At 40.7% G+C, this 24809-nt stretch carries 29 protein-coding genes and 1 other RNA gene; 20 read left to right on the top strand and 10 right to left on the bottom strand.

The genetic code is table 11. The annotated features are described in order from the left end of the window. Positions 1-42 precede the first annotated feature (42 nt). The gene (gene dhaS / locus NSS75_RS11315) at positions 43-1530 is read right to left on the bottom strand and encodes an aldehyde dehydrogenase DhaS (protein WP_095713099.1); all 1488 of its coding nucleotides are present in this window, start codon (positions 1528-1530) and stop codon (positions 43-45) included. A gap of 228 nt (positions 1531-1758) precedes the next feature. Between dhaS and NSS75_RS11310 the strand changes: the two genes are divergently transcribed. From NSS75_RS11310 to NSS75_RS11275, 8 genes are all read left to right on the top strand, one after another. Beyond that, on the top strand, positions 1759-1962 hold the full coding sequence (locus NSS75_RS11310) for a DUF6501 family protein (protein ID WP_024121722.1): 204 nt from the start codon (positions 1759-1761) through the stop codon (positions 1960-1962). A gap of 384 nt (positions 1963-2346) precedes the next feature. Further along, positions 2347-2691, top strand: coding sequence for a PH domain-containing protein (locus tag NSS75_RS11305; RefSeq protein WP_024121720.1), 345 nt, complete (start codon positions 2347-2349; stop codon positions 2689-2691). A gap of 121 nt (positions 2692-2812) precedes the next feature. Then, entirely contained in the window at positions 2813-3304 is a 492-nt protein-coding gene (locus NSS75_RS11300) for a TraR/DksA family transcriptional regulator (protein ID WP_095713098.1), read from the top strand. A 151-nt stretch (positions 3305-3455) separates the two neighbouring features. After that, positions 3456-4082, top strand: coding sequence for an FMN-dependent NADH-azoreductase AzoJ (gene azoJ, locus NSS75_RS11295; RefSeq protein ID WP_024121718.1), 627 nt, complete (start codon positions 3456-3458; stop codon positions 4080-4082). A 230-nt stretch (positions 4083-4312) separates the two neighbouring features. Then, a non-coding RNA gene (gene ssrS, locus NSS75_RS11290) (6S RNA) lies at positions 4313-4499 on the top strand. Between the two features lie 143 nt (positions 4500-4642). Beyond that, positions 4643-6430, top strand: a complete 1788-nt coding sequence (gene recQ / locus NSS75_RS11285) for a DNA helicase RecQ (RefSeq protein WP_024121716.1) — start codon at positions 4643-4645, stop codon at positions 6428-6430. A gap of 236 nt (positions 6431-6666) precedes the next feature. After that, complete coding sequence (locus NSS75_RS11280) at positions 6667-7530, top strand: LysM peptidoglycan-binding and 3D domain-containing protein (protein ID WP_095713095.1); 864 nt, start codon at positions 6667-6669, stop codon at positions 7528-7530. A gap of 794 nt (positions 7531-8324) precedes the next feature. Beyond that, complete coding sequence (locus NSS75_RS11275) at positions 8325-8702, top strand: hypothetical protein (RefSeq protein ID WP_339233120.1); 378 nt, start codon at positions 8325-8327, stop codon at positions 8700-8702. A 400-nt stretch (positions 8703-9102) separates the two neighbouring features. On the opposite strand, the gene desR is transcribed toward NSS75_RS11275, so the two are convergent. The 5 genes from desR to NSS75_RS11250 all read right to left on the bottom strand — a co-directional run bounded on the left by desR (position 9103) and on the right by NSS75_RS11250 (position 13708). Then, positions 9103-9702 carry a two-component system response regulator DesR gene (gene desR / locus NSS75_RS11270; protein ID WP_010334571.1) on the bottom strand — a complete coding sequence of 200 codons (600 nt, stop codon included), beginning with the start codon at positions 9700-9702 and terminating at the stop codon, positions 9103-9105. Between the two features lie 18 nt (positions 9703-9720). Beyond that, on the bottom strand, positions 9721-10833 hold the full coding sequence (gene desK / locus NSS75_RS11265; protein WP_024121713.1) for a two-component sensor histidine kinase DesK: 1113 nt from the start codon (positions 10831-10833) through the stop codon (positions 9721-9723). Between the two features lie 119 nt (positions 10834-10952). Next, complete coding sequence (gene desE, locus NSS75_RS11260) at positions 10953-12011, bottom strand: fatty acid desaturase DesE (protein WP_106021272.1); 1059 nt, start codon at positions 12009-12011, stop codon at positions 10953-10955. A gap of 157 nt (positions 12012-12168) precedes the next feature. Continuing rightward, the gene (locus tag NSS75_RS11255; RefSeq protein WP_101860564.1) at positions 12169-13146 is read right to left on the bottom strand and encodes an LD-carboxypeptidase; all 978 of its coding nucleotides are present in this window, start codon (positions 13144-13146) and stop codon (positions 12169-12171) included. 64 nt (positions 13147-13210) lie between these two features. Continuing rightward, a complete protein-coding gene (locus NSS75_RS11250; RefSeq protein WP_024121710.1) occupies positions 13211-13708 on the bottom strand; it encodes a hypothetical protein in 498 nt (165 codons plus the stop codon). Positions 13709-13878: 170 nt separating this feature from the next. On the opposite strand from NSS75_RS11250, the gene NSS75_RS11245 reads away from it, so the two are divergent. Then, a complete protein-coding gene (locus tag NSS75_RS11245; RefSeq protein WP_024121709.1) occupies positions 13879-14661 on the top strand; it encodes a VLRF1 family aeRF1-type release factor in 783 nt (260 codons plus the stop codon). Between the two features lie 137 nt (positions 14662-14798). Further along, the gene (locus tag NSS75_RS11240) at positions 14799-15335 is read left to right on the top strand and encodes a DUF420 domain-containing protein (RefSeq protein WP_003231280.1); all 537 of its coding nucleotides are present in this window, start codon (positions 14799-14801) and stop codon (positions 15333-15335) included. A 92-nt stretch (positions 15336-15427) separates the two neighbouring features. Here the strand turns inward: NSS75_RS11240 and NSS75_RS11235 are convergent, their stop codons facing one another. Then, the gene (locus NSS75_RS11235) at positions 15428-16102 is read right to left on the bottom strand and encodes a lysozyme family protein (RefSeq protein WP_024121708.1); all 675 of its coding nucleotides are present in this window, start codon (positions 16100-16102) and stop codon (positions 15428-15430) included. Between the two features lie 191 nt (positions 16103-16293). Here NSS75_RS11235 and czrA point away from each other — a divergent pair, with 191 nt between their 5' ends. Continuing rightward, the gene (gene czrA / locus NSS75_RS11230; protein ID WP_024121707.1) at positions 16294-16626 is read left to right on the top strand and encodes a Zn(II)-responsive metalloregulatory transcriptional repressor CzrA; all 333 of its coding nucleotides are present in this window, start codon (positions 16294-16296) and stop codon (positions 16624-16626) included. Between the two features lie 30 nt (positions 16627-16656). On the opposite strand, the gene csk22 is transcribed toward czrA, so the two are convergent. Beyond that, positions 16657-17199, bottom strand: coding sequence for a mother cell-specific sporulation protein Csk22 (gene csk22, locus NSS75_RS11225; RefSeq protein ID WP_103671815.1), 543 nt, complete (start codon positions 17197-17199; stop codon positions 16657-16659). 206 nt (positions 17200-17405) lie between these two features. Between csk22 and NSS75_RS11220 the strand changes: the two genes are divergently transcribed. The 7 genes from NSS75_RS11220 to csaA all read left to right on the top strand — a co-directional run bounded on the left by NSS75_RS11220 (position 17406) and on the right by csaA (position 22190). Continuing rightward, positions 17406-18344, top strand: coding sequence for a YafY family protein (locus NSS75_RS11220; protein ID WP_339233115.1), 939 nt, complete (start codon positions 17406-17408; stop codon positions 18342-18344). A 53-nt stretch (positions 18345-18397) separates the two neighbouring features. Then, the gene (locus NSS75_RS11215; protein WP_339233113.1) at positions 18398-18883 is read left to right on the top strand and encodes a GyrI-like domain-containing protein; all 486 of its coding nucleotides are present in this window, start codon (positions 18398-18400) and stop codon (positions 18881-18883) included. Positions 18884-18959: 76 nt separating this feature from the next. Continuing rightward, positions 18960-19664, top strand: coding sequence for an MBL fold metallo-hydrolase (locus NSS75_RS11210; protein ID WP_339233111.1), 705 nt, complete (start codon positions 18960-18962; stop codon positions 19662-19664). 2 nt (positions 19665-19666) lie between these two features. Beyond that, positions 19667-20242 carry a WHG domain-containing protein gene (locus tag NSS75_RS11205; RefSeq protein WP_326211629.1) on the top strand — a complete coding sequence of 192 codons (576 nt, stop codon included), beginning with the start codon at positions 19667-19669 and terminating at the stop codon, positions 20240-20242. 78 nt (positions 20243-20320) lie between these two features. Then, complete coding sequence (locus NSS75_RS11200; protein ID WP_101860567.1) at positions 20321-21073, top strand: GNAT family N-acetyltransferase; 753 nt, start codon at positions 20321-20323, stop codon at positions 21071-21073. Continuing rightward, positions 21073-21795 (top strand): helix-turn-helix domain-containing protein, encoded by a 723-nt coding sequence (locus NSS75_RS11195; protein WP_101860568.1) that lies wholly within the window; start codon positions 21073-21075, stop codon positions 21793-21795. The genes NSS75_RS11200 and NSS75_RS11195 overlap by 1 nt, the downstream gene beginning before the upstream one ends. A 62-nt stretch (positions 21796-21857) precedes the next feature. Beyond that, positions 21858-22190, top strand: coding sequence for a chaperone CsaA (gene csaA / locus NSS75_RS11190; protein WP_095713082.1), 333 nt, complete (start codon positions 21858-21860; stop codon positions 22188-22190). A 522-nt stretch (positions 22191-22712) separates the two neighbouring features. Here the strand turns inward: csaA and NSS75_RS11185 are convergent. Then, positions 22713-22934, bottom strand: a complete 222-nt coding sequence (locus NSS75_RS11185; protein ID WP_180948924.1) for a hypothetical protein — start codon at positions 22932-22934, stop codon at positions 22713-22715. Then, entirely contained in the window at positions 22931-23287 is a 357-nt protein-coding gene (locus NSS75_RS11180; RefSeq protein WP_024121697.1) for a winged helix-turn-helix transcriptional regulator, read from the bottom strand. The genes NSS75_RS11185 and NSS75_RS11180 overlap by 4 nt, the downstream gene beginning before the upstream one ends. 168 nt (positions 23288-23455) lie before the next feature. On the opposite strand from NSS75_RS11180, the gene NSS75_RS11175 reads away from it, so the two are divergent. Continuing rightward, positions 23456-24202, top strand: a complete 747-nt coding sequence (locus tag NSS75_RS11175) for a glucose 1-dehydrogenase (protein WP_151296604.1) — start codon at positions 23456-23458, stop codon at positions 24200-24202. A 59-nt stretch (positions 24203-24261) separates the two neighbouring features. Next, complete coding sequence (locus NSS75_RS11170) at positions 24262-24681, top strand: hypothetical protein (protein ID WP_024121695.1); 420 nt, start codon at positions 24262-24264, stop codon at positions 24679-24681. The last annotated feature ends 128 nt before the right edge of the window (positions 24682-24809 follow it).

The raw sequence follows: 24809 nt of genomic DNA, 5'->3' as shown, positions 1-24809 counted from the left end.
GAAAAAAACTGCTGGCTGGCAGCAGTTTTTTTGAAAAACCTTTTAGTCCTCAAGATTAATCCATACACTCTTGACTTCTGTGTAGTTATCTAGAGCATAGGAGCCCATTTCTCTTCCGAGTCCGGATTGTTTATAACCGCCGAATGGGGAAGCTGCGTCAAACACATTATAGCAGTTTACCCAGATAGTCCCGGCTTGAAGACGATCTGCGATATAATGGGCTTGTTTTACATTCTCGGTCCATAGTCCGGCAGCAAGTCCGTATTCAGAATGGTTAGCTCGTTCAATGACTTCATCCACTGTTTCATATGGTATGGCCGTCAGGACTGGTCCGAAAATTTCTTCTTTAGCGATGGTCATATCGTCTTCCACATTCGCAAACACAGTCGGCGCGACAAAGTATCCTTCTTCATAAGGGCAGCTTCCGCCAGTGACAGCTTTAGCTCCTTCATCTTTCCCTTTTTGAATATAAGAAAGAACGCGTTCATGCTGCTCCTTGCTCACGAGCGGGCCGATTTGGGTATCTTTATGAAGTCCGGCTCCTTGGCGGAGTGATTCAGCGTAAGACACCATCTCATTGACAACTTCATCATACTGGTCTTTATGAATAAAGACGCGTGAGCCCGCACAGCAGACTTGGCCTTGGTTAAACATGACACCGTTTAAAGCGCCTGGAATGGCTTTTTTCAAATTCGCATCCGGGAGCAGGATATTAGGTGATTTTCCGCCCAGTTCCAGGGTGACCCGCTTAATGCTTTTTGCCGCTGTGCCCATGATTTTCTTTCCGATTTCTGTTGATCCGGTAAAGGCAATTTTATCAACCGCTTCATGGTTGGTAAGTGCTTCTCCCGCATCCTCACCGAATCCCGGAATGATATTGATGACACCGTCGGGGAAACCGGCTTTATCAATTAACTCAGCCAAATAAAGAGCTGAAAGCGGGGTTTGCTCAGCAGGCTTAAGCACAATGGTACAGCCGGTTGCAAGAGCCGCACCCATTTTCCACATCGCCATAAGAAGCGGGAAATTCCATGGGATGATTTGCCCGACGACGCCGACAGGCTCATGGCGTGTGTAATTAAAATAGGAGCCGGAAACAGGGATTGTCTGCCCTGTTATTTTTGTACACCAACCGGCGTAATAGCGCATATGCTCAATAGCCAGCGGAATATCTCCATTTGTTGTTTCGTTTATTGGTTTTCCGTTATCAAGGGTTTCAAGCTGGGCAAGCTCAGTTTTATGCTCTTCCATTAAATCTGCCAGCTTATACATCAGTCTGCTTCTCGATGCTGGAGACATTGTTCTCCACTCGCCTTGATCAAAGGCTTTGCGGGCAGCTTTAACGGCTTTGTCCACATCCTCTGCCTGGGCTTCATACAGCGTCATTAAGGTTTCGCCTGTCGCCGGGTTGGGCGTGTCAAAGGTTGCCCCTGAGGCACTCGGAACAAACTTTCCATCAATATAAAGCTTCTTTGTTCCCTGTAAAAATGTCTCCAGCCTTTTACTCACTTGCATCGTTAAAGAACTCATTCGTAACAAACCTCCAGTCATTTTTATGGTCTGTTCTGAGATTCTTGGTGATAGTATGGATATTGCTTCATTGAAGAGCAGGAATTAGCTGCGATCGTTACTGTGGAAGTAAGCGTATACAAACATTCTATACTAGAAAACAAGGCAAAATCAATGAATAACCGATATTGCAATTTACAAAAGAAAAAAGCTACAATAGGCTTATAGACAAGTAAAGGAGATTTCATCATGATACATAAAAATTGGCTTGAAAAAGAAACCATTAAAAAAGTAAAGTGTGTTCAGACAAACGCAAAAAAATACATTGTAAATCGCGTATTAACTCCAGGGAAAGAATATGAAGTGAAGAATGAAACAGAGGAATTTCTGTTTGTCGTCGATAATACAAATAAAATCGGCGGTTACTATAAAGAATATTTTGAAGAGGTATAATCACCGATCGAATTCCTGAGGGAGAAGAAACAGAAGATGTCACAATTGAAGATACGGATGGTTATGCAAAGGACCGCAGCTAAGCTGCGGTTCTTCTTTGATTCAAAAAGGGAAAATAAAACAGATACACAAAAGAAACATTAAAAAACTCATTTTTCAAAAAATATTTACGGAAAATGAAACTTTTTTCTCTTTTGGTGCGTACTACATGATGACAACAATTCAAAAGACAAGAAACAAATCAAAAATTTGAAAAATGTAATCTGTTCGTAATGGTTTATATGTCTTCTATGTCGTATTCTTATATAGGGATAAAGGACTTATTTTATTTAATGTAATCTCGTCATAAGAAAAATAGATAAATGCAGAAAGAGGGGTTCTTCATTGGGTATTTTTTCTGTTAGCAGATCAACTGACGCAAAGAAGCTTGAAGCTTTGCTCGTTGAAGGGGAAAGAATAGAATCGATTTATAAGCTCCGGGTTGACCAAATTTGCTTTACAAACAAACGTATCATTTTCTTTGATAATAAGGTGTTTTCTAAAAAGAAGGTTCGTGTATTTCTTCCATATAAAACGATTGAAAGCTTTGCCATTCAAGAAGCGGGAATGTTTGATCCCGATACTGGACTTTTATTAATGACAAGAAGCAAAACCTTTGAATTAGAATTTGCGAAAGATACCGATTTAAGCGAAGTGCAAGCGGTGCTGACAAAGTATTTATGCAGCTGAATAAAACTGACTGAGGCCAGCCGTCCCAAAGAATGGTTTGGCTTTTTTTGTGCCATAAAAACGCTTTTTTGGTTTGTCAGTATTCAAAACTGGGAACAGAGAAAAAAAGGAGAGGATACACATGGCACTGACTAAAGAACAAACTCAGCATCTCTACCATAAATTGCTTGATATGCAAAAAGAATTGTCTGGCGAAAAAAAGAAAACACAATCAATGACTGAAGAAGTAGGAGAGCTGTCTAATGGGGTCGATAACCATATGGCTGACCACGGAACGCTTGTAACAGACCGCATGACAGACCAAACGGTAAAAGAAATAGACCGGGAACTTTTGGAGGAGGTTAATCAGGCTTTACAAAAGATAAAAGACGGAACGTACGGCATTTGTGAAAAAACAGGTCAAGACATTCCGTACGAAAGATTGGAAGCTGTTCCGTACGCAAGAATGACAGTGGAAGCCCAAGCTGATGTAGAGGACGATTTGGAAACGGATGCTCCGTCATTCGAAAGGGAGTTTCATGAACAGGTCAAAGATCTATCTAATAAAGAAACAATTGATCAAAAAAGCTCTCAAACGTATGAGATTTTAGACCGTGAGCAGGATTCAAACTGAAAATGGCAAGCAAGTACACCGATATGAAGTGTACTTGCTTTTTTTTATGAAAAAAATCTCATATTCGAAATAAAGTGATTGACTTTGCATAAAAAAGAAAGTAACATACTATTTGTAAGTTAATATAAAAAGTTTACCGGGAGGAATACAAATGTCTACAGTTTTATTTGTAAAATCAAGTGACCGTACAGCTGAAGAAGGTGTTTCAGTTAAACTATACGAAGCATTTCTAGCTGCATATAAAGAAAACAACCCTAATGATGAAGTGATTGAATTAGATCTTCATAAAGAAAACCTTCCTTACCTTGGAAGAGATATGATTAATGGAACATTTAAAGCAGGTCAAGGTATGGAAATGACTGAGGAAGAGAAAAAACAAGCTGCAACAGCTGACAAATATCTGAACCAATTTGTAAAAGCTGATAAAGTGGTGTTCGCATTCCCGCTTTGGAACTTCACAGTGCCAGCAGTGCTTCATACTTATGTGGATTACCTGTCTCGCGCAGGCGTTACATTCAAATACACACAAGAAGGACCAGTTGGTTTAATGGGCGGCAAAAAAGTTGCACTTCTTAACGCGCGCGGCGGCGTTTATTCAGAAGGGCCAATGGCTTCACTAGAAATGTCATTAAACTTCATGAAAACAGTTCTTGGTTTCTGGGGTGTTCAAGACTTGCACACAGTTGTCATCGAGGGACATAACGCAGCGCCTGATAAAGCACAAGAAATTGTTGAAAAAGGTTTACAAGAAGCGAAAGAGCTTGCTGTTAAATTTTAATGAATGAAGACTCCTATCCGTGAGATAGGAGTTTTTTTGCGTGTACATATTATATAGAAGAAAGTGATGACTTCTTGCCGTTAAAAAGCGCCGTTTTTTATTGTAATATATTTTTTGTTTGTCGAATCATTAGATATATTAGCGAAAAAACAGTTTTACGGACGGAAAAAAGTTTTTCTGAACAATTGATCTACCCCTTGATAAAATATGTCCGATGGTGTACTATATAAAAGAAGCTACTTTGTACGTATTGTTAATTAAGTTTTAACCTTTAAGCTGTAATAGGGAGTTTTATATCGAAGCCGGAATGTCATGCCTCCATTGTAGAGGACGACAGGAACGTTTCTGCAAACACCCACTTTGAGGAGTGGTGGTTTAAAACTTTCTTACTTGCATACGGCAAGATGTAGCGAAAGCCATTTCCTTTATGGAAATGGCTTTTTATTTTATCTGAAAAAGGATTTTTATATCGAAAATTCAATTTCCATCCGAGAAGAAATGCAGGGTTATTTTTTGTGATATGATGGGAGAAATTGAAGGAAAAGCGAGGGTTACACGTTATGTTACATAAAGCCCAATCTCTTTTGTCGCATTATTTCGGCTATGAAAAGCTGCGCAGAGGGCAGGAGGAAGCCATCCGTTCGGTGACAGAAGCGAGACAAAACACGGCCTGCATCATGCCGACGGGCGGGGGGAAATCAATTTGCTATCAAATTCCGGCACTGATGTTTGAAGGAACAACGATTGTCATTTCGCCGTTAATATCATTAATGAAGGATCAGGTTGATGCTCTTGAAGAAGCGGGAATCAGAGCTGCTTACATCAACAGCACGCAAACCAATCAAGAGATATATGAAAGGCTGAACGGGCTGAAAGAAGGAGCTTATAAGCTTTTTTACATTACACCAGAGCGGTTAACGTCAACAGAATTTATTCGTATTTTGCAAAGCATTGACGTTCCTTTAGTAGCAATAGATGAAGCGCACTGTATTTCTCAATGGGGCCATGATTTCAGGCCAAGCTACAGAAACATTGAAATTCTGTTTCGTGAGTTAAATGACAAACCCGTCATTATCGCATTAACGGCAACAGCAACACCTGAGGTGCATGATGATATATGCAGCCAGCTGCATATTCAAAAAGAAAACACGGTGTATACCGGTTTCTCCCGTGATAATCTGACTTTAAAAGTTGCAAAAGGGGAAAACAAAGATCGTTTTATTGAAGAGTATGTAAAAAGAAACAAACATGAAGCAGGCATTATCTATACCGCGACAAGAAAAGAAGCAGATCGGATATATGAGCGATTAAAACGAAATCAGGTCAGCGCAGGGCGGTATCACGGGGGCTTACAGGACGAAGTCAGAAAAGAACAGCAGGAAAGGTTTCTGAACGATGAGATGCAGGTCATGGTTGCCACATCTGCTTTCGGCATGGGCATCGATAAATCAAATATCAGGTTTGTTCTTCATGCACAAATCCCGAAAGATATGGAAAGCTACTATCAGGAGGCGGGACGAGCTGGCCGGGATGGCCTCGACAGTGAATGTGTGCTTTTATTTTCTCCGCAGGATATTATGGTGCAGCGCTTTTTAATCGAGCAATCGGAAAATGAAGAGAAGCAAAAGCAGGACTTGAAAAAACTGCGGCAAATGGTTGACTACTGCCATACGGAAGATTGTCTGCAGCGATTTATTCTGATGTATTTCGGAGAAAAGGAGGCTGAAGCCTGCGGACAGTGCGGAAACTGCACAGATACAAGAACAGCCCATGACGTGACGAGAGAAGCGCAGATGGTCTTATCGTGTATCATTCGCATGAATGAACGTTTTGGGAAGACGATGGTTGCCCAGGTGCTCGCTGGATCAAAAAATAAAAAAGTGCTCGAAAACGGCTTTAGCAGCCTTTCAACATACGGAATATTAAAGCACCAATCAGTTGGTGAAATCAGCGACTTCATTGAATTTCTGATCGCTGACGACTTTATTAGGATGTCAGATGGAACATTTCCGACTCTTTTTGTAAGCGGCAAAGGGAGAAATGTGCTGAGAGGCGAATTATCGGTAGCGAGAAAAGAAGCATTAAAAGCAGAAGCCATTACGGAAAATGACGAGCTATTTGAACGGCTGCGCACCTTACGTAAGCAAATTGCGGCGGAGCAGGGTGTTCCACCTTTTGTCGTTTTTTCTGATCAGACGCTGAAAGATATGTCAGGAAAACAGCCTGTAAATGATGAGGAACTTTTGTCTATAAAAGGAGTCGGAGAACAAAAAAGAGCAAAATATGGCCGGCTTTTTTTAGAAGAAATACAAGCTTATGTACAGGTGACAGACTCAAAAAAAGCATAAATCAACCTTTTTTTCTTTGAAAAACACATTTTCTTTTCTTTTTTTTGACCCGAACTTAAAAGACTTGAAAAGCCTATTATATCAAGGGTTCAGTAAGACTTTCCAACGGAGAGAAATCCTTCATGTAAAGGAACTGTAATCTAAATCATATCTTTTTGTTATTGATTTGACATTTACATGTGTTACGATATCACCTGTTAGCCGCCAATAAAAAGCTAACAAGGGAGGATTTACTTATGAAGAAGACGATTATGTCCTTTGTAGCAGTTGCAGCACTTTCAACAACTGCATTCGGAGCTCACGCTTCTGCAAAAGAAATCACGGTGCAAAAGGGTGATACGCTCTGGGGGATCTCTCAGAAAAACGGAGTGAACCTAAAGGACCTAAAAGAATGGAACAAGTTAACTTCTGATACAATCATTGCGGGAGAAAAACTGACCATTTCTTCAGAAGAAACAACCACTTCTGGGCAATATACAATTAAAGCGGGAGATACGCTTTCTAAGATTGCTCAAAAATTCGGTACGACAGTTAACAACCTGAAAGTTTGGAATAACTTAAGCTCTGACATGATCTATGCTGGATCTGCACTTTCAGTAAAAGGTCAGGCAACAGCAACAAACACAGTGACTGAGAATGCGCAAACAAGCGCACCTCAAACTGAAACAAAACAAGAGGCTGTGCAAAAAGAGCAACCTAAACAAGAAGCTGTTCAACAGCAACCAAAACAAGAAACAAAGGCTGCAGCAGAAACTTCTGTTAAAACAGAAGAAAAGGCTGTTGAATCTAATACAAATCAACAAGAAGCGGCAAAAGAACTAACTGTTACTGCTACTGCTTACTCTGCTAACGACGGCGGCATTTCCGGCGTTACAGCAACAGGCATCGACTTAAACAAGAACCCGAATGCTAAAGTTATTGCGGTTGATCCAAACGTGATTCCGCTAGGTTCTAAAGTCTATGTTGAAGGTTATGGAGAAGCAACAGCAGCAGACACTGGCGGCGCAATAAAAGGAAATAAAATTGACGTTTTTGTACCAAACAAAAGTGATGCACATAATTGGGGCGTCAGAACAGTAAGTGTAAAAGTGTTAAATTAATAGAATAGATGAAGATAAAGGACATGTAGCTCTAAGCTCGTGTCCTTTTTTTGTTTTTTAGAGACGAAAAACATAATATGCTGATAAAAGAAAAATTGTGCTCCTTCTGATTTCGATGAATAGAAGGTAAACGCTCCTGTCATCTACTGTCTTTGCAGAAGGTGTTGCTGGCATTTGCTTTGATTTTTGTCGTTCATACTCTAACCTTATTTCTTAGGGGAGGAGCCTCACTGTTTATATATTGAAAGCTCGCTTTTATAACGAATTTATCAACTGAGCTGATGGCCGGGTTAAATGAGCAAAGCTACGCGGGCTCTATGACAGCATGTCTTGGGAAGCAAGTGCGCCGCCTGCGTTACTTAAAAACAGGGGTCATGGCGATACCTGATTTTTTGGAGCAGCGATCATAGGTTATGCTGTTTCATTCCAGCAACAGTGCTGTATTCAAGGCTCTTGTCTTCCGCATTACGGAGAGACGTTTGGCATCAGCACGTTCATGGCGGTTTAGCTGATTTCCTTCATTATTGTGTAACGACTGCTACATTTTTTTGGCGGGCTGATAGCAGCTGCTTTTAGCAGATGTGATATACGGAATTGGTTTAATTTCCGGCGATTTTTTTATTGTGGTTCTCGGTGTTCTTGCAGTCGAAGAATGGCAGCTTTGGGAGCGGAATTGCAAGACTGACTGCATTACATAATTGAAAAACTCAATCAATCGATATTCGTAATTCGGCAGATGTATCCCGGCCGACGATTTGAACAGGTTTATTAGTGAATCACCTGTATTATGAACCATGCAATTTGTTCAGCGTGCGTTAGGCGCTAAACATTCAGATGAAGGCCAGAAGGGGGCTTTTAAACTGATCGGAGTGTATTATATAGTAGTTCCGGGAGTGACTGCCTTTTCATTTGTATGGCTTCGGAATAGAAATGCTGACAGTGTATACCCTCGATTGATCATCGACTTATCGCCAGCGTCACTTACTGGTGTTTTTGCCGCTATTTTATTCAGGGCGATTTTAAGCTCTTTCAGTGGGGCTTTAAACAGTACAGTTACCTTGTTTACATTAAATATATACAAGCCAATGTTCAAGCCAGATGATGGTAAAGGTGAAATTGTCAAATCAGGGCGCATTTTTGTTGCAGCCCTCGGGATTGTATCTATGTCATAGCACCAGACGCCTTGGTTTATCAAAGAAAACACCAGACTATGAAGAAGTGAAGGGGTAAGAAAATAATTAGAGGAGTAGATCATGTGTTTACTCCTCTTTTCTTCTGTCTATAAAAGTTCCGTGTGTTATGCCTTCCAGTATAGAATCTTCAAGAGATGATCAGGTTCTTTAATGTCCCCGTGGCTTCTTTACGAAAAAAGTACCGGCATTTGCTGCGGTTTCAAAATTGAATACAAGCCTGATTATGACCCGCATGTTGATATTACACCATGGAAGCACGTCAAGCTGGCGTCATGTGATGTGTTATTTTCATTCTTGGAGCGGCAACATATCTCCTGTTTCAGCGTGGGGAGTAGCAGATAAACAAAAGAGGATCTTGGACATATGCCCAGATCCTCTTTTACTTAAACCAGCCTTTTTCCTTTGAGCGCGTAATGGCTTCTATACGGTTTTTCACTTCAAGCTTTTCCAGAATCATAGAGATATAATTTCGCACCGTCCCGCTTTTAATGCTGAGTTCTTGGGCGATTTCTTTTGTGTTTTTTCCGTCAGCCACAAGTTCGAGCACTTCTTTTTCTCTATCTGTGAGAGGGTTGGCCTCGCTATACATATCCTCCATCAGCTCAGGTGCGTAGATACGCTTTCCGTTCATGACGCTTCGGATGGCGCTCGCGAGCTCTTCACTCGGACTGTCCTTCAACAAATAGCCTTTAACACCGGCTTTAATGGCTCTCTGGAAGTAGCCGGGGCGGGCAAAAGTGGTTAAGATAATAATTTTGCAGCCTGTATCCTTTAACTCCTCAGCAGCTTCAAGGCCTGTCTTTCCGGGCATTTCAATGTCCATAATGCATACATCGGGCTGATGTTTTTTTGCAAATTCGACAGCATCCTGTCCGGTTGTTCCTTTGCCGACAACTTTCATATCGTCTTCTAAGTTCAATAGTGATCCTAAAGCGCCCAGCAGCATCTGCTGATCTTCCGCAATAAATATACTAATCATGTAAGCCATCCTTTTTGTTTATTTTGAGTTATTAGGAATCGTCATGGTAAGCTTGGTTCCGTTTTTGGTGTCGATGTGAAGGCTCCCGTTTGCAAATTCAAGACGCTCTCTCATACCGAGTAAGCCATGTCCTTTTGAAAAGCACGTGTCTCTTCCTTGAAATGTTCCATCGTCAGACACTGTAATAACAACTTCCTTCCAGAGCTCCTGAATATCAACTCGGCATGTTTTAGCCTGACTGTGTTTCACAACATTTGTGACAGCTTCCTTTAAGCACATGCTCAAAATATTTTCATTAAGCAATGAGATATTTTCGGGCAATTTCTCAACTTCGTAGATAAATGTAATGTCAGCAGCTTCGAGAATTTGTTTGATATTTATGATTTCATCCTTGAGCCGGATGCCTTTCATAGAGGATACGATTTTTCTTACTTCATTTAAAGAAGTTCTCGCTGTTTGCTGAACGCTTTTCAGCTCACGCGCTGCTTGTTCGGGATCTTTGTATATTAATTTTCTCGCCAAATCGCTTTTTAAACCGATAAGAGAAAGCTTTTGACCAAGCGTATCGTGGAGATCGCGGGCAATCCGCTGCCTTTCTTCTAATTTTACCAAATCGGCAATCCGTTCATTTGCAAATTCAAGTTTTTCTTCCAGCCGTTCGCGCTCCTTGCGGCTTCTGACACTGAACGGCAATAAAATTGCACTGATGAGGGTAATGACTACAAAAGGAATTTGTGTCAGAAAGAATTCTTTTTTTAACACAAGACTGAAATTCGCTGCGACAGCTGCGCTTATTAAATGTACGTAATATAAAATGTGGAAAGGGACGCGTTCTTTTATGTTTCCAATAAAATACGCAATAAAAAAAGCAAAATAAATATAACTGAACAGCGTAATGGAGGCGGTTGAAATGCCGATTAGCAGAAACGCCCACAAATAAATGGCCCAGCCTTTTGAGACAAAAGCAAATCGATAAACCGAAAAAAATAAAAGCGTCAAAATAATTCCGACGATAATAACAAATGTAGAAGATGATTTAAATATAAAGTAGAAGGGCAGGATGAAAAATATCGTCCATATATAAGGCGTGATCCCGCTTAGTTTTTGAAATGTAAAATGCTTTTTGATCATGATATAACCTCATTTTCAGCTTTTCATCTTAAATGTAACTTTACCATTGTAAAAGCCAGATTGCACCACCGAACAATAAAAAGGAAGTCTTCTTGTTGTATAAGAAGACCTCCTAATTGTCAGGCGTTCTCCCGCAGCTTCTGTTTTTCTGTTGAATCAGGCGGAAGGCGGAAAGATATTTGTTTGATATCCCGAAATGACACAAATTGTTTTTTGTCTTCATCCCAAAGACGGAATGCGAGTGATTGCAGGCTTGTTTTTAAGGTGATTGTCGGTACGTTTTTTAATGGTTCGTGATGTTCATGAGCAACTTCAAGCTTATAGTTCGGCACCTTTGGGCTCAAATGGTGAACGTGGTGGTAACCGATATTGCCTGTCAGCCATTGAAGGAGTTTCGGGAGTTTATAAAATGAACTGCCTTCCACAGCGGCTTGAACGTAGCTCCAGTTTTCATCTGCTTCAAAATAAGAGTCTTCAAATGTATGCTGTACATAAAACAGCCACACGCCGATTGAACCTGAGATCAGAAAGATAGGGCCTTGCACGAGCAAAAACGATTGCCAGCCAAAGATGAGACAGCAAACAGCAGCCAATGACACAATTGCCAGGTTTGTAAGGTACGTGTTCATACGCTCCTTGCGTCTTGCACCTTTTTTGTTAAAACGGTTGGTGATCAGAAAAACATAAATTGGTCCGAGAATAAACATGATAAACGGATTTCTATAAAGTCTGTATGCAAGTTTTGTGCGTCTAGATGCGGCTTTATATTCGTTTACCGTTAACAGCCAGATGTCACCTGTTCCGCGTTTATCCAGATTGCTGCTGGTCGCGTGATGAATCGAATGGCTGTGCTGCCATTGAAGGTAAGGGAATAAAGTCAGAACACCTGTCAGAAAACCGAGAATATGGTTATAGCGCTTTTGTTTGAAAAATGATTGATGGCAGCAGTCATGAAAGATAATGAAAATTCTTGTCAAAAACCCTGAGGCAACCACTGTTAATGCTAAAGTAAGAAGATAGGAGACATTGAGGCTGAAATAAGCAAGAAACCAAAGTCCGAAGAAAGGGATAAACGTGTTTAAAAGCTGAATCAGACTGTTTTTTGTTTCGGGCTGAGCAAAAGCAGCGACTTGCTTTGTCAGCAGTTTTTGTTTGTGTTTAAGGGTTGGTTCAGTCATAGTAAAGGATCCTCTCATTGTGTGTCTCGCTTAAGTATACGAAAGAGAAGGATGTCTTTGTAGTAGCACACATCATACATCATATATGACATTTGTCATGTGGACTGAGATGACGTGCAGATGTGAAAACAGCTTGTAAAAAGATTTTACAAGCTGTTTAATGTTTGTCGATCCATATTCGTGATGTACCCGAAACAGCTTCAAGCCTGCATGTTCCCCCAATAGGGAACGTGGCAATTGGAGAGGTGTGCCCGGCATTTATGTTTGCGATGACGGGGAGGCCGGATAATTCTTTTTTTGTACCAACTATCGCTTTTACGTGATCTATTGATACGTTTGATGCTTTTTGGAACCTGCCGATCAATATCCCCTTTACATTTGAAAAAGAAGGGAGGTGGATGAGCGATTGTAAATCGCGGTCAAACATGTTTGCGTCTGACATATAATCATCCTCAATCAGTAAAATTGTATTTTCTGTTTCCGGAAAATACTCCGTTCCCTGCAGCAAATTAAGTGTACACAGGTTGCCGCCAATCAATGTGCCTTCAGCATAGCCATCCTGGATCACAATAGGACCGGAATGGGGATAAAAGTGCCTGTTTTCTTGATCTGAAAACCATTGGTCATCACTCCACTCTTGTGATGGCAGGATTTCAAAGGCTTCATCCGAAGCGCAGCAAGCCAGAAAATAATCTTTTATATAGTCCAATCCTTTTTTCATTGCAAACGTAGAAAAGTGGGGGCCTGAATATGTAACGAGACCGGTTTTTTGATAAATGGCATTGGCGAGAGCCGTAATATCGGAATAGCCGCAAAGAATTTTTGGATTCTGTTTGATTTTCTCGTAATCAAGATAACGCAGCAGCTGATTGCTGTTGAATCCGCCGAGTGTTGTTAAAATAGCTTTGACTTCGGGATCAAAAAAGGCGCTGTGCAGATCACTTACTCTTGATTCGATAGAGGATGACTGGAATTCGTTTAACTCCTCTGCGTGTTCAGCAATGGTCACCCGAAAACCCAATCGTTCTAATGTCGTTTTTGCGTGCAACTTTGCTTCATTTGTTAATACGGACATGCTGGTGGCGGGAGACACGATTCGAATTTCGTCTCCCGGTTTCAGTTTGGGTGCAAACACTTCAGGTCCTCCTAAACAGTTTTACACCATTACAGCATATCTCGGCATATTCTTCCAGACTTTTTTAGAAATCCGTCCATTTAATGCTTCCTGATTGTGTATCGTAGTCAATGGATACTTCAAATTGATGCTTTTCATAAAAATGAATGAGTCTGTCCACATGATTCCAATCCCGTTTGGCTATGTCGCCGGTAACTTTCGGGATATTGCAGTCTCTGGCAATATCTTTTAAATATTTCATACAAATAGAACCGAAGCCGTAATTCGGAGGCCCTTTAATATCCCCAATATGAATGGCATCGTCCTGATAGGATGCTACAAGTGAAAAGCAGCTTTTTCCTCTATAAGCTGTTTCACAATCTGTGAGCATAATTTTGCATGTTTGGCCATCATCAATCGAGGAAACAATCATCCAATCTTCATCTTTCGATTGATCAATACCAAGCACTCTGGCATCTTTCGATAGATCCTTTATATTTTCCTGCATGCGATAAATTTGAAATTCTAAATGATTCAGCTCTTCTTCAAGCTCTTGGCGGTTTTTTTCCTTAGTGGTAATCAAAATCAAACCCCTTTCAAAAAATAGTTAGAAACACAGTAACCAATTGTAGTAGATAGAAGAGGCGTTTGTAAATGATAAATCCATAATTGCTAGAATTTAGTGCAAGGAAGGTTTGATTGGTTTTAAGAGAGGAAAAAGAAAAGTAACCCGTTGCAAAAGGAGGAATATGAATGCCGATTGATTCATTGATTAAGAAATTGCGTTATGTCCAATTGGAATCCCCGGACAAAATTCTCTCATTATATCTCAACACAGATATGAGGGATCCAGAGCAGCAAGGGGGGGAATGGAAAATTGCCCTTAAGTCAGGGTTCGGCAGATTGAAAGAATATCTGGCAGCAAGTGACCCTGAGGAAGAAAAGTGTCTGAATGCAATCACGGACAAAATCTATCAGCACCTTAACGGAATAGGAAAAAACATGCCGCGCAGCCTCGTGTTTTTTGTTTCGAATAGCGGTATATGGGAAGCGATCAAGCTTCAAATTCCTGTTGAAACAAAATTTTACTGGGAAGAGACAGCTGTACTTGATCAGCTGGAGAATTTGCGCAAAACGTATCCAAGCACGGCTTTTATTTTAACGCAGCAAAATGAAGTGAAAATTATAGAAACCGTTTTAGGCAAAATTGAAGCGGTGGAACATTATGAATATGACGTAATCAATGAATCATGGGAGAGCAGCCAGTCTTCTAAAACCACATCGGCTTCATTAGAAGAGGAACAGCTGAAGAATCATGTAACGGAGAATCAAACGAGACTGTACAAGCGGCTGGCGGCCAACCTCGACCAAAAGGCCGCGGCAAAAAAATGGGAGCGGATGATCATTGCCGGTGATAAAGAAACGGCTGACATCCTCGATCAGCATATGAACAAACCCGTTCATTCGAAAATCCAAAAGAATTTGCTGAATGAAAATGAACATAAGGTTGTTGACCATTTAATGCAAGAGGCATAAACCAAAAGGCTGGTGCTATTAAAGCGCCGGCCTTCTGAAGTGTGTCTAATTTCTGACGAAGCCATCGAAAACGTTGACATCTCCGTTGAATTTGCATACGATTTGGATAGCCAGTACAAATTAGGAGAGGTCACCAAATGAATCAAACAGAAAATAAACCGAAAAATTATACTGGAATTGTCCTAACACTGACAGTTCTGATTAACGGTTTAATCGCAGTGCTGTTTTTTATGCCCAAATTAGATCAGTTCAGCCATGCGAATATTCACATTTTGCCAATGCTGAATGCGATATTCAACAGCTTTACGTTTATCTTCTTGTTGGCGGCACTGATTATGATTAAACAAAAAAACATTAAGGCGCATAAACGCTTTATTTTAGCTGCTTTTACGACAACTTTATTGTTTTTGATTTGCTATGTCACATACCATTCGATTGCGGAGAATACGCTGTATGGCGGAGAAGGTATTATGCGTCCGATTTACTTCTTTATTTTAATTACGCATATCTGCCTTTCTGCAATTATCGTGCCGCTTGCGCTGTTTACGCTGATCAGAGGCTTCAGCATGCAGGTTGAGCGCCATAAAAAAATTGCCAGATGGACAATGCCGCTGTGGCTGTATGTCAGCCTTACAGGCGTTATTGTATATTTGATGATATCACCGTATTATTAAAAGCCATACTTTGTATGGCTTTTTTGAGGTTTGTAAACATAACAAAAGCCCAAATATCGTTTTGGGCTTTGTCAGTAAATTGACAGGCTCCTTTAATGAGCCGTTGATTCCATGGTTTCAAGTGTTGCAACTTGTAAAGATTTTTCAACAGTTTTCGTTTTTTCTTTTACTTTTTCCGCGTACGTGTAATCACCGTAGCAATACGGATAACGGAAATTGTTTTCATTTCCTCCGCAAGTATAAAGCCCGGGATTTTTTTCGACTTGCTGCTCGGAGTATTGTTTTGCCAATTCCTCAGTATGCGTTCCTCCATGTTCAGCTACAAAATCAATATAACCTGCCCCCATGTTGTAGCTTTGAATAATCGTATCCAAATCCACACCTTTTTCTTTACCGGTTTTGTACATGAGGGTAAATTGCTTGATGCCTTGTTTAATACTGAGTTGAGGGTCTGTTATCTCATTACGCTTTAACCCTAGAGATTCAGAGGACTGCATCGGATCATTGCCTTTTCCTTTTGACTCCTGATACATCATGCCGAGTATCAGCGATGTGTAATTGGAGAGTCCCCGATTTTCAAGCTCGTCCTCAACCAGCGGTTTATAATCAGTTAAACGTTCGAGGACAATTGTTTTCGTGTCAATCGGAAGTTTTTTGATTAAATCGCGGTTGAACAAAAGCAGGACCAATAAAAAAGAGGCCATGACAAAGACAGAAATCATCATAAAACCCGCAGCAGCGAAACAGCCTTTTCTCTTTTTCTTCACTGTGTTTCACCCTCAATGTTTGCAGCAGTATGACTTTTTCATTATGACATAGAACGTATACCAGACCAAGTGAAAACCTGATTTGAAACATAAATTTAAACTATGAGATTAAATTGGAACAAGAAGAGACAGGTTTGCATGAAAGGTCATTTGTTATAAGATAAAACTATGAAATAAGAAAGGTGAGACACATGACTGAATTTCGAGAAACGGACCGTGCGAATGAAACGGTGACCGATTTGGACGAAGAAACTTTATTTCTAGTCGCACAAACCTTCAAAGCGCTTTCTGATCCTACGAGAATCAGAATTCTCCATTTGCTTTCTCAGGGTGAACATGCTGTGAACGGGATCGCGGAGAAACTGAATTTACTGCAATCAACAGTATCCCATCAGCTCAGGTTTTTAAAAAATCTCCGGCTTGTGAAATCGCGCAGAGAAGGAACATCAATCTACTATTCTCCCGAGGATGAGCATGTTTTAGATGTGCTTCAGCAAATGATCCATCATACAAGACACGATTAAAAAAGACATCCTTGCTGCCGCATGTCGCGATTAAGCAAGGATGTCTTTTTCTTTACTGTGCCCATTTTGTTCCAGTCCGTTTCTGCTGATTTTGATTACAATAGAGGAAAAACCGATATAATAGACGGCGATCAGAAAACAGACGCCAATCGTGAAAGGATCAGTTCCGATAGACTGGCTGTAAGATCCCAGGCTGTGTAAATCAGGCGCGGCAAGGTACAGCTCTGTTATACGATAAAGAAATCTCGATAGAAATAGGGTTAGCAGAATAAGCTCTACCCAAATATGAGTCCGAAAATAAATTTTTCCTCTGCGTTTTTCAAAGGAGAGATTTTTCCTGGCGAAAAAAACCAGCAGACATCCGCCGAGAATGCCGATAATGAAATATCCGTATAAAAAAGGATGAATGAGGCTGAAGATGGTGAGACCGAATGCAAACATTGAAAAAAGAATCATACGAGTAAAAAGCCAGCGAGGCTTCAGCGGCTGATATCCGATGGATCGCTTGATTTTTTTATACAGAAAAAAGACGATAATCACGACAGGATAAACGCTTTGAAGTGTAAGATGCATGATGTGATATCCCCTCCGTTGAGAAGTGTATGCTTATCCGTTTTGAAATAGTAGTCTAAAACAACAATGACCATAAAAAAAGAAGGGGAGGCCCCTGTTTTCATAACATATGCACGATGCCTTTAGGCTGCATAATAGATATGCCCAAGCCTCATAAAATGGTATGATAATATTGGAAAATAAAAGCAGGAGACAAGGTGCGAAAAATGAAACTGGAACGTATGTTAGCGATGGTGATGTTATTAATCAGCAAAAAACAAGTGCAGGCTGCTGAGCTAGCTGATTTGTTTGAAGTATCAGTCAGAACGATTTACCGAGATATTGATACGATCAGCAGAGCGGGCATTCCGATTGTAACCTCACAAGGCGCCGGGGGCGGGATCAGTGTGATGGAAACGTATCGGCTTGAAAGAGAGTGGCTGAAAGAAGAGGAGCTATTTGCTATTGCTTCCGCTTTGCAGAGCGTCTCATCGATGTATGAACCCGCTTCTCACAGCGCGGCTTATCAAAAAATAAAACATCTCATACCTGACCAGGCCGCAGAGGCATTTAAGCGAGAAACGGAAAAATGGTTTATTGACATGACGGCATGGGGACAAACAGAGGACCAAAAGGCGCTTCGAGAAAACATCAGTGATGCAATCGATCGGTCGTCAACCATATCATTTACATATACAAATGCAAACGGGGAAACACTTCTCCGTGAAACAGAGCCTTACACATTGGTGTGCAAGACAGGCCGCTGGTATTTATACGCCTACTGTCTGGTTAGAAACGATTTCCGCTTTTTTAAATTAAGCCGGATGAAAGATCTGACTGTTTTACATCAATCATTTAATAGAAAAGAAATTCAGCTGGAGACTCTGCCTTGGGATGCGAATTGGTATCGAAAGGATCGTTTAACTGAACTGGTCATTCTTGTCCAGCCCGGTGCGCATCAGCGTATAAGTGAATGGTTTGGAAATGATGTCCTTCAATTGGATGAAAATGAAGCCTGCCGAGCGGTGATATCTCTGCCTGAGGATCAATGGCTGATCGGTTTCTTGCTGCAATTTGGCAAGGATATTGAGGTCCTGGAACCCCTTCATATCCGGGAAAAGGTAAAAGATACGATTTTTCATATGCAAAAAATATATGAAACCTGACACAATGCTGTCAGGTTTCTTCTTTTATAATCTAGGTAAAAAGGAGGTATCATATGAGCTATTCACATATGACACATTTAGAACAAAAGCGCTTTTCAGGGCTGTCACAAAGAACAAGCAATGCATTGGAAATGACGGAAAAAAGACAAATCCCGCTCTTATGGAATCAATTTTGGCAGCAGGATACGAGCGTGTTACTTCCGCCTAATAAAAAGGATCAGAGCATTATCGCTTTATACTCTCATTACGAACAGCAGGAGAATGGGTTGTACTCATTTTCTGTCGGCGCTTTTACCGAGCATAGCGACATGCTTCCGGAACCTTATGAGGACATATATTTACCAGCTTCCGCTTATGCTGTTTTCACTTCAAGAATCGGTCCTATTGAAGACATTGTACTCGACACATGGAAGGAAATCTGGTCTTGGGATAAGCGCCATTTGCGTACGTTTTCAGGAGACTTTGAGCAGTATGATCAAAGTGCGCTTTCACCGCAGCGGGCGCAGGTTAAAATATTTGTCGCCATAAACTTGGTATAACACTCTTGAAAAACTAATGGTATTAGTTAATAATAAAACTAACACCATTAGTTTTTTATTCAGGAGGAGTTATCATATGAGAATGATTCAGAATCAAACTGTGCGGCAGCTGACGTTTTATCCGACATTATTTCCGGTCAATTGTTATCTTGTAGAGGAAGAAAATGAAGTAACCTTAATTGATACTGGTCTTCCGAACAGCTATAAAGGGATTATCCAAGCAGTGAATCAGCTGGGAAAACCGTTACAACACATTTTACTGACTCATGCGCACGGTGATCATGTCGGTTCGCTGGATGCACTGTCCCAAGCCTTTCCTCATGCAAAGGTTGTCATATCAGAGCGTGATTCATTTTTGTTAAAAGGTGATGTTTCTTTGCGGAAAGAGGAACCGCAGACACCTATAAAAGGAGGAATTCCAAAAAATATCAAAACAAAGCCTGACGTTTTGCTGGCGGGGGGCGAAACAATTGGTTCTCTCCTTGCGATTTCAACCCCAGGTCATACCCCGGGAAGCATGTCGTTTCTTGACACAAGAAACGGAATTGTAATAGCTGGGGATGCATTTCAACTACGCGGGGGAATAGCTGTCTCCGGCCAGATGAGATGGACATTTCCTTTTCCTGCCTTCGCCACTTGGAATAAGGAGGCTGCTGTAAGAAGCGCGGAATGGCTTGTTGAGAAGGCGCCGAGCTGTCTCGCGGTCGGACATGGGAATTTCCTTGCTTCACCAGAACAATTGATGAAATTAGCAATTCAAAAAGCAAAGAAGGGGGTCTGACCATGTCACCGAGAGCAGGATTACATCAAAAGATGATTATAGAGGCGGCGGCAGAGATTGCTGATCAGGAAGGAATAAACGGCGTGACACTAGCCGCACTCTCTAAAAAAATGAATGTACGGCCCCCGTCTCTGTATAATCACATAAGCGGGCTGCAGGGAATCAGAACAGAGCTTGCCGTTAGCGGTTTGAAAAGGCTTTTTGATCAGATGGCTGATTCCGTCAAAGAACAGAAGGGGGAGTCCGCCTTGCTATCTTTAGGCGATGCATACGTTGGGTTTGCAGTTGAAAATCCGGGTTATTATGAAGCGACTTTGCTTAAAATTCAAGATGAAAGAGCTGAAAGCCTGTCAAACCAGATTGTCCGGCTTGTCACGAAACTGCTAATTGACAGCGGTTATGCAAACGAACAGACTGTAATCCATGCAACAAGAGGGCTACGAAGCTTACTGCACGGATTCGCAACTTTAATCGGAAAAGAAGCGTTTGAATTAAAGGAAGACATTTCAGACAGCTTAGCATTTTCAATTCGATTATTTCTATCGGGTCTGTCAACAAACAATAAAAGTATTATGTAAACTAAATAATATATGTCTTATATTTCTGAATATTGTATAATATATCATGCAGTATATATAAGGGAGAGGCAAGAGGCGATGCATGATTTTTACAAAATTGAGCAATTAGCGGCAGCATCATGGCCGTCTTATATTCAAAAAAGAATGGGGAAATGGCTTCTTAGAGCGAATTTTGGCGTAACCAAACGGGCGAACAGCGTATGGACATCGGCGGACATGCCAGAAGGAGATTACCAAAAAGAGATCGAGCATTTCTATAAAAGTTTAGGCCTGCCCGTTTGTGTTCAAATCAGTGACGCATCTCCGGAAGGACTGGATGATGCGCTGGCAGACAGCGGATATGAAAAGATTGATGAATGTTTTCAAATGACAGCAACATGCTGCGATATTTTAGATCGTACTTTTGACAACAGCCGATTTACATATAAGTGGGAGCAGGAGTCATCGTCTTCATGGATTGATGATTTTATCCGATTGGAAGAATTTTCAGCCGAACGGCATTGCGGCTATGCAAGCATTTTCAAACGAATGCAGCCGTGTAAAACCTTTTTCACTATGTATGACCAAGGCAGCCTGACAGCAGTGGGCACGGCTTCCGTTATCGATGGCTATGGCGGACTCAGCAACGTTGTAGTAGCAAAGGAACATAGAGGGAAAGGGGCAGGGACCCAAGTCATCAGGGCTCTGACTGAATGGTCAATGAACAATGGAGCCAAGTATATGTACTTGCAAGTGATGAAAGAAAACTCAGCCGCCGTTTCTTTGTATGAAAAAATCGGGTTCTTGCCTATATCGGAACACCATTACCGGATCAAAAAGGAGGATGGCTGATGAATTCGCTTCAAGAGATTATCTGTGAAAAACGGACATATACACGCCTTTATTCCTCACATAAGCACGCATACAGCCAATTTCTTTTTCCCCTTGAAGGGAATATCGATCTTGAAACAGAGGATCGGCAGGTCAAATTAAAGCCGGATCAATTTTTATATATTCCGCCAGAGTGCGAGCATCGGTTCCGCTCTATTGGCAGAAATGAATGTCTTGTGCTGGATGTGCCGCTTCAGGCGATGAAAATTGAGGAGCATCATGCAGCCGCAGGGATTGAAGCTGCAATCGATCCTTTTTGGTCTTCGATCAGGCACTTATTAATAGAGGAAGCAAACACACGCTCAGCGCACACGCTCCATTTGCTTGTTCAATACATAAAAGAAAAACTGCAAACCCATACTCATGCGTCAATCGCATACATCCATAGTCATTTGTCTGAGCCGCTGACAATACAAAAGCTGGCGAAAATTGAACATTATCACCCAGCTTACTATTCAAGCTGGTTTAAGAAACAGACCGGTAAGTCCCCTAAAGCCTATATAGCTGACCTCCGTCTTGAGGAAGCGAAACGGATGCTGATTGAGAAAAATGTTGCGCTGACTGTCGTGAGTCAAGCGCTCGGCTTTCAAAACCTTTCTTCTTTTACAAGATGGTTTGCAAAAAGTACAGGTGTATCACCCCGAATATACCGGAACACCTTTCATTCGGATAAAAAAATATGAGCTTTTGGTTAAACATTTAGCAGGTGTCTCTTTTAAAATAGTAAGAAAAAGGAGATATAATGATGGCTGTAATTGAAGATTTTGAAAAACTGGATATCAGAACTGGCACCATTATTAAAGCGGAAGAGTTCCCTGAAGCAAGAGTCCCGGCGATTAAATTGTTCATTGATTTTGGAGAAGATATCGGCATTAAACAATCAAGCGCGCAAATCACAAAGCGCTATTGCCCAGAAGAACTGACCAGCACACAAATTATCGCTGTCGTGAACTTCCCGCCGCGCCGAATCGCAGGTTTTAAATCCGAAGTCTTAGTCCTCGGCGGCATTCCCGGCCAAGGCGATGTCGTCCTGCTTCAGCCTGAACAGCCATTACCAAACGGAACAAAAATCGGATAACACAAAAAAGACGTTTGCCTAAGAGGCAAACGTCTTTGCGTATTGAGGCGATGCACCACACGCCACATTCGTGTGTGCCGCAAAGGGCATGTACATCGGCTTACACAATTCAGCTCATCGCTATATGAATATAGCATGGCGGGTGAGGAAATGCAAGGAGTACTTTGTTATTGTAATTGAAAACGTAATAAAACTTGTCTTATTTTGTATGATGTTGTCGAAAGTAAGCGAAAACACAAAATTCAATCGTAATATTGTTAAATTGTATGACGATATTAAGCTGGTGTTTTATTGTCCAAACTCAGAAAATTGACTTAACTGTGACCCGTACTGTGACCTGATTATGACCTGAAACACCGTTTTGTGGATGTGAATAAATGCTGTTAAATCAATAAAAACATACTAAATAATAAGGTGAATACAGGGGAGTAATGTGACCTGGATTTTTAATTCAGGTCTTTTTTATGCACAAAAAAATGCCTATTATCTCTAGATAGGCATTAAATATTATGATCAATATCTTCATTTATTTTTTTGGCTAAGTTTCTGAACCTTCTTTTTAACATTTGAAACAGCTCTTTTTTGAATTTCATCAAAGTTCTCCTGAATATAGTCCATGATACTTCTTATTAGAACTTCACTTTCATAATTGAATATCTCATTTATTTCTGACTGTTCTTCATCTGTCAGGTGATGGTACTGAAGTTGTTTAGCATTTACTTCAGCAGCTACATCAATCCTCACTTTAGTTGTTCTGGTTGTACAATTTCATATTCACCTTCTGCATACTCTTGCTCCGCATAATGGCCTCCCCATTGACAGAGCTCCTGCAAGATAGGTTTAAGAGATTCTCCAAGTTCAGTGGATGAATATTCAACCTTCGGGGGTACTTGATTATACATCTTTCTGCTCACAAGTCCACTGGCTTCAAGCTCTCTAAGTGTTTGAATCAGCATTTTCTGAGTTATATTTGGGATAATGCGCTTTAATTCACTCGTTCTCTTTGGTCCATTCATTAAAAAGTATAATACAAGACCTTTCCATTTTCCGCCAATAACTTCCTTTGTCACTTCAAACCCACAACTAAATTTTTTCATGTCTAAAGCTCTCCATTCCACATTTATTACTTTTTAGTTACTATATCACAAAAAAGTGGGTACTTCCGATAATGTGCTTACTGAAGGATACTATATCTTGTAAGTTGTTCTTCAAGTACTTAAAGATACTAGACATAAAATAAAATTAATTCTAAAGGAGTGTTAAGTATGGGTAAATTTGAAGGTAAAATAGCGCTTGTAACGGGTGGAACAAGTGGGATTGGTCTTGCTACAGCACAAAAGTTTGTAAACGAAGGTGCATATGTTTATATCACAGGACGTAGACAAAACGAACTTGATAAAGCTGTTAACCAAATTGGCAAGAACGTAACCGGTGTTCAAGGTGATATTTCTAAGCTTGAAGACTTAGACAAACTATATGACATTATAAAGCAGGAAAAAGGTAAGTTGGACATTCTTTTTGCTAATGCAGGCACCGGCAACTTCCTTCCATTAGGTGAAATTACTGAAGAGCAGGTTGATAGAACGTTCGACATTAACGTTAAAGGAACCATCTTTACTGTTCAAAAAGCGTTATCACTATTCCCGGACAAAGTAGGTTCTATTATTGTAACGGGCTCTACTGCTGGATCAATTGGCAACCCAGCGTTTAGTGTATATGGAGCATCTAAAGCAGCATTAAGAGCACTAGTTCGCAACTGGATTCTTGACCTAAAAGGTACTGAAATCCGTGTAAATGTGGTTAGTCCAGGAGTTATTCTTACACCTGCATACGATGAGCTTTTTGGTGATGCACTTGAAGGAGCAATGGAAAATACCAGAAATACTGTTCCAGCTGGAAAAGTTGGGACACCTGAAGAAGTAGCAAACGCTGTATCTTTCCTTGCTTCAGACGAAAGCAGTTACTTGACGGGTGTTGAATTGTTCGTAGATGGCGGGCTAGCACAGGTATAATTTCACTGCGCAGAGAAGGGGTACTTTGGATACTTCTATAATTCACAGGTGGGCTATAAATGACTAATCAATTAGAAGAAAAGGTTGAACTTCTTGAACAAGAAATTGAAGAGCTTAAATGGCAAATCTTAAAGCTTAGTAATGCAAAACTGAATGATCCAAGATACCCTTATTCCAATTGGTTAATTCAACATAATATTTATAGTGAGAAAAGAAGAGAATTGGAATATATCTTATCAGTCTTAAATGATCGTGTTCTAAATAGTCCTCAGCCGCCAGAACAGTATCGAAAAGAGGTTGAAGGCATTTCAAGTCAGGAGTTACATAATGAGAAAGTCCCTGACTTTGCAGAAGTGCGTGATATCTTATCTAAAGTTCTTGGAATTAAAGAAAAGAAAGTGATAGCGCTTCTTAATGCTCTAAAAGATGAAGGTAAATTTAAGGATTTAAGCGAGAAACTTTTAGATGAAGTTTATTAAAAACTAGACTCCCTTTAACTGGGGGTCTTTTTTATGCAGTGTGTTAAAATATGGATGGGTATTCTTGTTATCACAAGGGAAGAGAGGGGCGTTAAAGGGTCGGAACATTCTTCCGAACCTAGTGTGCT

The sequence above is a fragment of the Bacillus sp. FSL K6-1012 genome, assembly GCF_037964915.1.
Classification (GTDB): domain Bacteria; phylum Bacillota; class Bacilli; order Bacillales; family Bacillaceae; genus Bacillus; species Bacillus halotolerans.
The sequence above is the reverse complement of the archived record's forward strand: the minus strand, read 5'-3'. Positions and strand labels throughout refer to the sequence as shown.

What these genes read in the sequence shown, in the direction of transcription:
- dhaS (WP_095713099.1), bottom strand. Translation starts at nt 1,530, where the DNA reads ATGAGTTCTTTAACGATGCAAGTGAGTAAAAGGCTGGAGACATTTTTA.
- NSS75_RS11310 (WP_024121722.1), top strand. Translation starts at nt 1,759, where the DNA reads ATGATACATAAAAATTGGCTTGAAAAAGAAACCATTAAAAAAGTAAAG.
- NSS75_RS11300 (WP_095713098.1), top strand. Translation starts at nt 2,813, where the DNA reads ATGGCACTGACTAAAGAACAAACTCAGCATCTCTACCATAAATTGCTT.
- azoJ (WP_024121718.1), top strand. Translation starts at nt 3,456, where the DNA reads ATGTCTACAGTTTTATTTGTAAAATCAAGTGACCGTACAGCTGAAGAA.
- recQ (WP_024121716.1), top strand. Translation starts at nt 4,643, where the DNA reads ATGTTACATAAAGCCCAATCTCTTTTGTCGCATTATTTCGGCTATGAA.
- NSS75_RS11280 (WP_095713095.1), top strand. Translation starts at nt 6,667, where the DNA reads ATGAAGAAGACGATTATGTCCTTTGTAGCAGTTGCAGCACTTTCAACA.
- NSS75_RS11275 (WP_339233120.1), top strand. Translation starts at nt 8,325, where the DNA reads ATGCAATTTGTTCAGCGTGCGTTAGGCGCTAAACATTCAGATGAAGGC.
- desR (WP_010334571.1), bottom strand. Translation starts at nt 9,702, where the DNA reads ATGATTAGTATATTTATTGCGGAAGATCAGCAGATGCTGCTGGGCGCT.
- desK (WP_024121713.1), bottom strand. Translation starts at nt 10,833, where the DNA reads ATGATCAAAAAGCATTTTACATTTCAAAAACTAAGCGGGATCACGCCT.
- desE (WP_106021272.1), bottom strand. Translation starts at nt 12,011, where the DNA reads ATGACTGAACCAACCCTTAAACACAAACAAAAACTGCTGACAAAGCAA.
- NSS75_RS11245 (WP_024121709.1), top strand. Translation starts at nt 13,879, where the DNA reads ATGCCGATTGATTCATTGATTAAGAAATTGCGTTATGTCCAATTGGAA.
- NSS75_RS11240 (WP_003231280.1), top strand. Translation starts at nt 14,799, where the DNA reads ATGAATCAAACAGAAAATAAACCGAAAAATTATACTGGAATTGTCCTA.
- czrA (WP_024121707.1), top strand. Translation starts at nt 16,294, where the DNA reads ATGACTGAATTTCGAGAAACGGACCGTGCGAATGAAACGGTGACCGAT.
- csk22 (WP_103671815.1), bottom strand. Translation starts at nt 17,199, where the DNA reads ATGCATCTTACACTTCAAAGCGTTTATCCTGTCGTGATTATCGTCTTT.
- NSS75_RS11220 (WP_339233115.1), top strand. Translation starts at nt 17,406, where the DNA reads ATGAAACTGGAACGTATGTTAGCGATGGTGATGTTATTAATCAGCAAA.
- NSS75_RS11215 (WP_339233113.1), top strand. Translation starts at nt 18,398, where the DNA reads ATGAGCTATTCACATATGACACATTTAGAACAAAAGCGCTTTTCAGGG.
- NSS75_RS11210 (WP_339233111.1), top strand. Translation starts at nt 18,960, where the DNA reads ATGAGAATGATTCAGAATCAAACTGTGCGGCAGCTGACGTTTTATCCG.
- NSS75_RS11205 (WP_326211629.1), top strand. Translation starts at nt 19,667, where the DNA reads ATGTCACCGAGAGCAGGATTACATCAAAAGATGATTATAGAGGCGGCG.
- NSS75_RS11200 (WP_101860567.1), top strand. Translation starts at nt 20,321, where the DNA reads ATGCATGATTTTTACAAAATTGAGCAATTAGCGGCAGCATCATGGCCG.
- NSS75_RS11195 (WP_101860568.1), top strand. Translation starts at nt 21,073, where the DNA reads ATGAATTCGCTTCAAGAGATTATCTGTGAAAAACGGACATATACACGC.
- csaA (WP_095713082.1), top strand. Translation starts at nt 21,858, where the DNA reads ATGGCTGTAATTGAAGATTTTGAAAAACTGGATATCAGAACTGGCACC.
- NSS75_RS11180 (WP_024121697.1), bottom strand. Translation starts at nt 23,287, where the DNA reads ATGAAAAAATTTAGTTGTGGGTTTGAAGTGACAAAGGAAGTTATTGGC.
- NSS75_RS11175 (WP_151296604.1), top strand. Translation starts at nt 23,456, where the DNA reads ATGGGTAAATTTGAAGGTAAAATAGCGCTTGTAACGGGTGGAACAAGT.
- NSS75_RS11170 (WP_024121695.1), top strand. Translation starts at nt 24,262, where the DNA reads ATGACTAATCAATTAGAAGAAAAGGTTGAACTTCTTGAACAAGAAATT.